The 4,784-nt window shown below is 69.1% G+C and carries 7 protein-coding genes; 5 read left to right on the top strand and 2 right to left on the bottom strand.

Going from position 1 to position 4,784, the window contains the following annotated elements:
* From ACTHJR_RS17305 to ACTHJR_RS17285, 5 genes are all read left to right on the top strand, one after another.
* Positions 1-377: hypothetical protein (locus ACTHJR_RS17305; RefSeq protein ID WP_440524548.1), on the top strand; the 377-nt coding region annotated here is incomplete at its 5' end.
* A gap of 270 nt (positions 378-647) precedes the next feature.
* Positions 648-1,046, top strand: a complete 399-nt coding sequence (locus ACTHJR_RS17300) for a hypothetical protein (protein ID WP_440524546.1) — start codon at positions 648-650, stop codon at positions 1,044-1,046.
* A gap of 71 nt (positions 1,047-1,117) precedes the next feature.
* Positions 1,118-1,558, top strand: a complete 441-nt coding sequence (locus ACTHJR_RS17295) for a hypothetical protein (protein WP_440524545.1) — start codon at positions 1,118-1,120, stop codon at positions 1,556-1,558.
* 95 nt (positions 1,559-1,653) lie between these two features.
* Positions 1,654-1,965: a hypothetical protein gene (locus tag ACTHJR_RS17290; RefSeq protein WP_440524544.1), complete on the top strand. Its 312-nt coding sequence runs from the start codon at positions 1,654-1,656 to the stop codon at positions 1,963-1,965.
* 142 nt (positions 1,966-2,107) lie between these two features.
* Positions 2,108-2,515 (top strand): glycine zipper 2TM domain-containing protein, encoded by a 408-nt coding sequence (locus ACTHJR_RS17285; protein WP_440524543.1) that lies wholly within the window; start codon positions 2,108-2,110, stop codon positions 2,513-2,515.
* A 160-nt stretch (positions 2,516-2,675) separates the two neighbouring features.
* On the opposite strand, the gene ACTHJR_RS17280 is transcribed toward ACTHJR_RS17285, so the two are convergent.
* Both ACTHJR_RS17280 and ACTHJR_RS17275 read right to left on the bottom strand, forming a co-directional pair.
* Complete coding sequence (locus ACTHJR_RS17280; protein WP_440524541.1) at positions 2,676-3,278, bottom strand: DUF4126 domain-containing protein; 603 nt, start codon at positions 3,276-3,278, stop codon at positions 2,676-2,678.
* 332 nt (positions 3,279-3,610) lie between these two features.
* A complete protein-coding gene (locus ACTHJR_RS17275; protein ID WP_440524539.1) occupies positions 3,611-4,687 on the bottom strand; it encodes an alkene reductase in 1,077 nt (358 codons plus the stop codon).
* Positions 4,688-4,784: the final 97 nt, after the last annotated feature.

The following is a 4,784-nucleotide window of genomic DNA, read 5'->3' as shown; positions in this document are numbered from 1 at the left end:
GCCCGCGTTCTTTGCGCGCCGCCGCCGGTCGGCGCGCGCGATCGGCGGCGGCGCTCCTGATGACGAGGTGTATCATGAAACCAACGACAGGGCTGGCCCTGCTCGCTGCCGCGCTCTCCATCGCGGCGGCGGCGCCGGCGGCCGCATCGCCGGGCAAGCAACCGCCGGGCGGATCGACGTCACCGCCGGGCGCGGCGACATCCTCGCTCGCCAAGATGCTGCATATCGACTTCATCCGCGACCGCGAGCCCGAGAAGACCACCGGCAACGGCAAGGGCAACAACGGTAACGGCAAAGGCAATGACGGGGACAATATCCCCAACGGCAAGGCCTGGGGCTGGTGGCGGCACCACGGTCCGCATCCCGTAAGCCCGTGAGGGAGGCAAGCGACGAAGCATGAGGGGAGGGGTGGCAGGCTGTCGCCCCTCCTTCCCTGGGTAAGTCGTTCGGGGTTTCGGGGCTCGGGCGTCCAAGCCATGGCGAGGCCCGCCGCGGCAAAGCCGCGTCGTCGGTCGGCGCCTGGGCGCCGCTGGCCGGGCGCGCCTGGAGCGCGATTGTAACGGCGCCAAAATCCGCGCCGGCGCGCCGGAACCTCCTTCCCACCCCACCCGTTCCCGCCACCTCCACCCGAGCCACGGGAATTTAACATGGATTACAAGAAACTTAGCTTCGGCCTGGGCCTGTTCTCGATCGCGCTGGGCGCCGCCGAACTGCTCGCCTCGCGCCGGATCGCGCGGGCGCTGGAAGCGGACGGCAAGCAAGGGTTGATCAAGGCGTTCGGCGGGCGGGAAATGCTCGCCGGGGTCAATCTGCTGGCGCGGCCGGCGGTCGCGACCGGCATGTGGAACCGCGTCGGCGGCGACGCCATGGATCTCGCCGCGCTCGGCCTGGCGGCGAGGAACGCGCCGCGCAACAAGGCGGTGTGGGGCGCGGCGGCGTTCGTGATCGGCGCGACGCTGATCGACGTGCTCGCCGCACGCGGGCTCGACCGCAGCACGGGCAATACCCTTCCCGACCGTGCGGGGCGCACGGCCGCGGCGGCCTGACTTCGCGACGGCGCGACGCGCGCTTGCGCGAGATCATCGCCCGACGACGATGTTCTCGTTATGTTCGTGCAATGCGACTCGCCCGTGACCGCCTCGTCTTCCTCTGCCTCGCCGCGCTCGACGACATTCTCCGGCAGTGCGCGACGGCGCCGGCCGCGCCCTCGCCGCAATTCCGCGCGGTGCTGGCGACACTCTACGCGCTGGGCGACCTGCACGAGCGCACGGTGTTCGACGCGATCTGGCAATCGAGCCAGCTCGCGCCGTCGCCCACGCTGACCGAGCATCAGGCCAATCATCGCCGCATGAGCGAGCTAGCCCGAATGTGGCCGATGGTTTGCCGTCAGGTCGGGGTCGAGCCGACCACCGAGCTGGCGCTGGCGCTCGCCGCCTTGCGCCGCCCGCGCGAGACCGCCGCGGAGCGTGCCGCGCGGACGCTGCGCGAGCAGGAGCACGAGCGCCGGGTGTTCGACCGGCACCGCCGGCAGAAGCAGCAATGCACGATCCGCGGTTGACGACGGGGCGGTCCGCGCCGGCGATGCGGCATCTCGCGGAACGGCTCGCGGCGCGCGCCGTTGAGTCCCGGCAATCCAACGATGGGAGACGAACCATGGCCAATCCCCGACAACGCCGCGACAGCCACGGCCGCTTCAAGGCCGATCACCGCACCCGCAACCGCTCGCTCTTCGCGGGCGCGGCGCTCGCCGCGGGCGCCGGCCTCGCCGCCGCGATCTGGCGCGGATGGGTGAAGATGCCGCGCGCACCGTGGATGGACGAGGAGGAAGGGCATGAGGCGCCCGACCTCGCGCTCGACGCCGCCCGCCCCGGCACCGACCGCGCGCCGGAAGATTTCCGGCCCGATCCGGAGGCGATCCCGACCGACGCCGAGCGCGAGGCGCTGAAGCCGGCATCGGTCCACTGAAGATGCCGGCGATGCCGATCTCCCCTCCCGCACGCGCGGAGCGGAGATTGGCATTTGCCAACCGCTTCTCCGCTCGCGCAACCAATCGGCCTGCGGCGCATTGTGTCGGCGTGGAGCGCGGGGACAACAGGAGGAGAGTCCGATGCGTATCCTTACCATGGCGCTGATCGGCGCCGCGATCGCCACGACCGGCGGCTGTGCCACGACCTATGACGACGAGCCCGGCTACGCCAGCTATCGCCAGTACGACTGGAACCGGCCCGATCCGCGCTACAGCGGCTATTATGCCGACCAATATTATGTCGACAGTCCGCGCTATCACGAGCGCCGGCTGAGCAGCAGCGACCGTATCTATGTCGGCCGCGACGGACGCTATTATTGCCGCCGGTCGGACGGGACCACCGGGCTGATCGTCGGCGGCATCGCCGGCGGCGCGCTCGGCGCGGCGCTGACCTCTGGCCGGTCGGAGCCGCTGGGCATCCTGCTCGGCGCGGCGGCGGGTGCGGCGGTCGGCAATTCGATCGACAGGAACAACGTCCGCTGCCGGTGAGATGATGATCAAATCCTCCCCGTTCGCGGGGAGGGGGACCGCTCGGCGTCAGCCGAGTGGTGGAGGGGGGCCTCCCACTCCACGACATCGCTTGTGGCCCGCCCCCTCCACCATTCGCTACGCGAATGGTCCCCCTCCCCATTTCATGGGGAGGATTTAGCTAGGTCGACGCGGGCGGCTGCTTCTTCGCGAACAGCCGCCTGAAGACATGGCGGAGCAACAATAGCGTCGCGACCGCCGCGACCAGGATCAGCACCGCGATGACCACCGCCGCCCAGGGGCTGGCGATCGCGGCGACGAGCAGGCCGGTGGTCGCGACGTCCTCGCCGGTCGACACCGCCATATTGCTGAACGGCTCCGGGCTGGCATTGACCGCGGCGCGCGTGCCCGCCTTGACGCCGTGCGTGAGCAACGCCGCGCCGCCACCGAGCAGCAAGGCAATGACTTGCCATTTCACGTCATGCGGATCGACAATGGCCAGCGCGAGCAGCGCGCCGCCGACCGGGCGGACCAAAGTGTGGACGGTGTCCCACAGGCTGTCGACCCACATCACCTTGTCGGCGAAGAATTCGGCCAGCGCGCCGATCGCGGCGACGCCGATCACCCACCAATTGGCGAGCACGTCGAGGCTGTGGAGCTGCTGCGGCAGCGCGATGCAGCCGACATGCATCGCGAGGCCGGTCGCGAAGATGCACAGATACAGCCGCCACCCGCTCAGCAGGCTGATGCTGGCTGCGAGCCCGATGATGCCGACCGCGTCCATGCGGGCGGTGTAGCATGGGTGGAAGGAGGCGGGAATTGACTGGCCGCGACCCCCACATTTTCAACCGTCACGCCGGTTCGTCCCGGCATCCGCCGCGGCGCGCATCCACCGGCTGTTAGGAAAGAGGCACGATGGACCCCGGCACAAGGCCGGGGTGACGGTTGGGAAATGGGGCAATCCCAATCCTCCCCGTCTACGGGGAGGGGAACCGCGACGCGCCAGCGTCGTGGTGGAGGGGTCCGCCTCACCGGTTTCGCTGGCGGCCCGCCCCCTCCACCATTCGCTTCGCGAACGGTCCCTCTCGCCACTATGTGGGGAGGATTTGATCGGGGCTATTCCGCCGCCTGCTCCTCATAGGCCGGGTAGTCGATATATCCCTCCGGCCCCGGCGTGTACCAGGTCTTGAAATTGTCGGGCGCGATCGGCGCACCGGTGCGGAAGCGATCGACCAGATCGGGATTGGCGATGAACTTGCGCCCGAACGAGATGCCGTCGGCCAGACCCGAAGCGACATCCGCCGCCGCGGCTTCGAACGTGTAATCCTGGTTGAGGATCAGCGGACGCCGGAAGACCTCGCGGATCTTCGGGCTCAGCTTCGGTACGTCCGACGCCCCGAACGTGCCCGTCGGCGAGAGTTCGCGCAGCTCGAGGAACCCGATGCCGAGATCGTCCAGCGCCTTCGCCGCGGGGACGAACACGCTTTCCGGATCGCTGTCGTTGGCGCCCTGCGTCTCGCCATTGGGCGACAGGCGGATCGCGGTGCGGCCGGCGCCGACCTCGGCGATCACCGCGGCCACCGCTTCCTTCATGAAGCGGATGCGGTTTTCCGGGCTGCCGCCGTAATCGTCGTCGCGTAAATTGGTGTTGTCGCGCAGGAACTGGTCGATCAGATAGCCGTTCGCGCCGTGCAACTGGACCCCGTCGAACCCGGCGGCGATCGCGTTGCGCGAGGCGCTGGCATATTCGTCCTGCGCGCGCTTGATGTCGTCGAGCGTTGCGGCGCGCGCCTCGGCATAGGGGTTTTCCGGTTTGTGATAGGGCGCGCGCGTCACCGAGGACGACAGCGGCTGCAGTCCGGTCACGTCGGGCCGCGCGAGCCGCCCCATGTGCCAGATCTGCGCGACGATCTTGCCGCCCGCGTCGTGCACCGCGTCGGTGACAGGCTTCCACGCCTCTACCTGCGCGTCGGTCCACAGGCCGGGCGCGTTGGGCCAGCCGAGCCCGAGCCGACTCACGCCCGTCCCTTCGGTGATGATCACGCCGGCACCGGCGCGCTGGCGGTAATAATCGATCATGATGTCGGTCGGCACATGCTCGGCGGTCGAGCGGCCGCGCGTCAGCGGCGACATCAGGATGCGGTTCTTGGCGGCGATGTCGCCGAGCTGGATCGGATCGAACAAGGTGGGCATTGGACCTCCCGATAGGACTTCTTTGCGGACGCGGCGGAGATAGGTGTTATGGGGCCGCATGCAGCGTCAACAGGCAACAAGAAAAGCTTCCAGCCGC

The sequence above is a fragment of the Sphingomonas sp. genome, from assembly GCF_051962185.1.
Lineage (GTDB): Bacteria > Pseudomonadota > Alphaproteobacteria > Sphingomonadales > Sphingomonadaceae > Sphingomonas.
The sequence above is the reverse complement of the archived record's forward strand: the minus strand, read 5'-3'. Positions and strand labels throughout refer to the sequence as shown.

Coding starts and splice junctions, on each gene's coding strand:
- ACTHJR_RS17300 (WP_440524546.1), top strand. CDS start 648: ATGGATTACAAGAAACTTAGCTTCGGCCTGGGCCTGTTCTCGATCGCG.
- ACTHJR_RS17295 (WP_440524545.1), top strand. CDS start 1,118: ATGCGACTCGCCCGTGACCGCCTCGTCTTCCTCTGCCTCGCCGCGCTC.
- ACTHJR_RS17290 (WP_440524544.1), top strand. CDS start 1,654: ATGGCCAATCCCCGACAACGCCGCGACAGCCACGGCCGCTTCAAGGCC.
- ACTHJR_RS17285 (WP_440524543.1), top strand. CDS start 2,108: ATGCGTATCCTTACCATGGCGCTGATCGGCGCCGCGATCGCCACGACC.
- ACTHJR_RS17280 (WP_440524541.1), bottom strand. CDS start 3,278: ATGGACGCGGTCGGCATCATCGGGCTCGCAGCCAGCATCAGCCTGCTG.
- ACTHJR_RS17275 (WP_440524539.1), bottom strand. CDS start 4,687: ATGCCCACCTTGTTCGATCCGATCCAGCTCGGCGACATCGCCGCCAAG.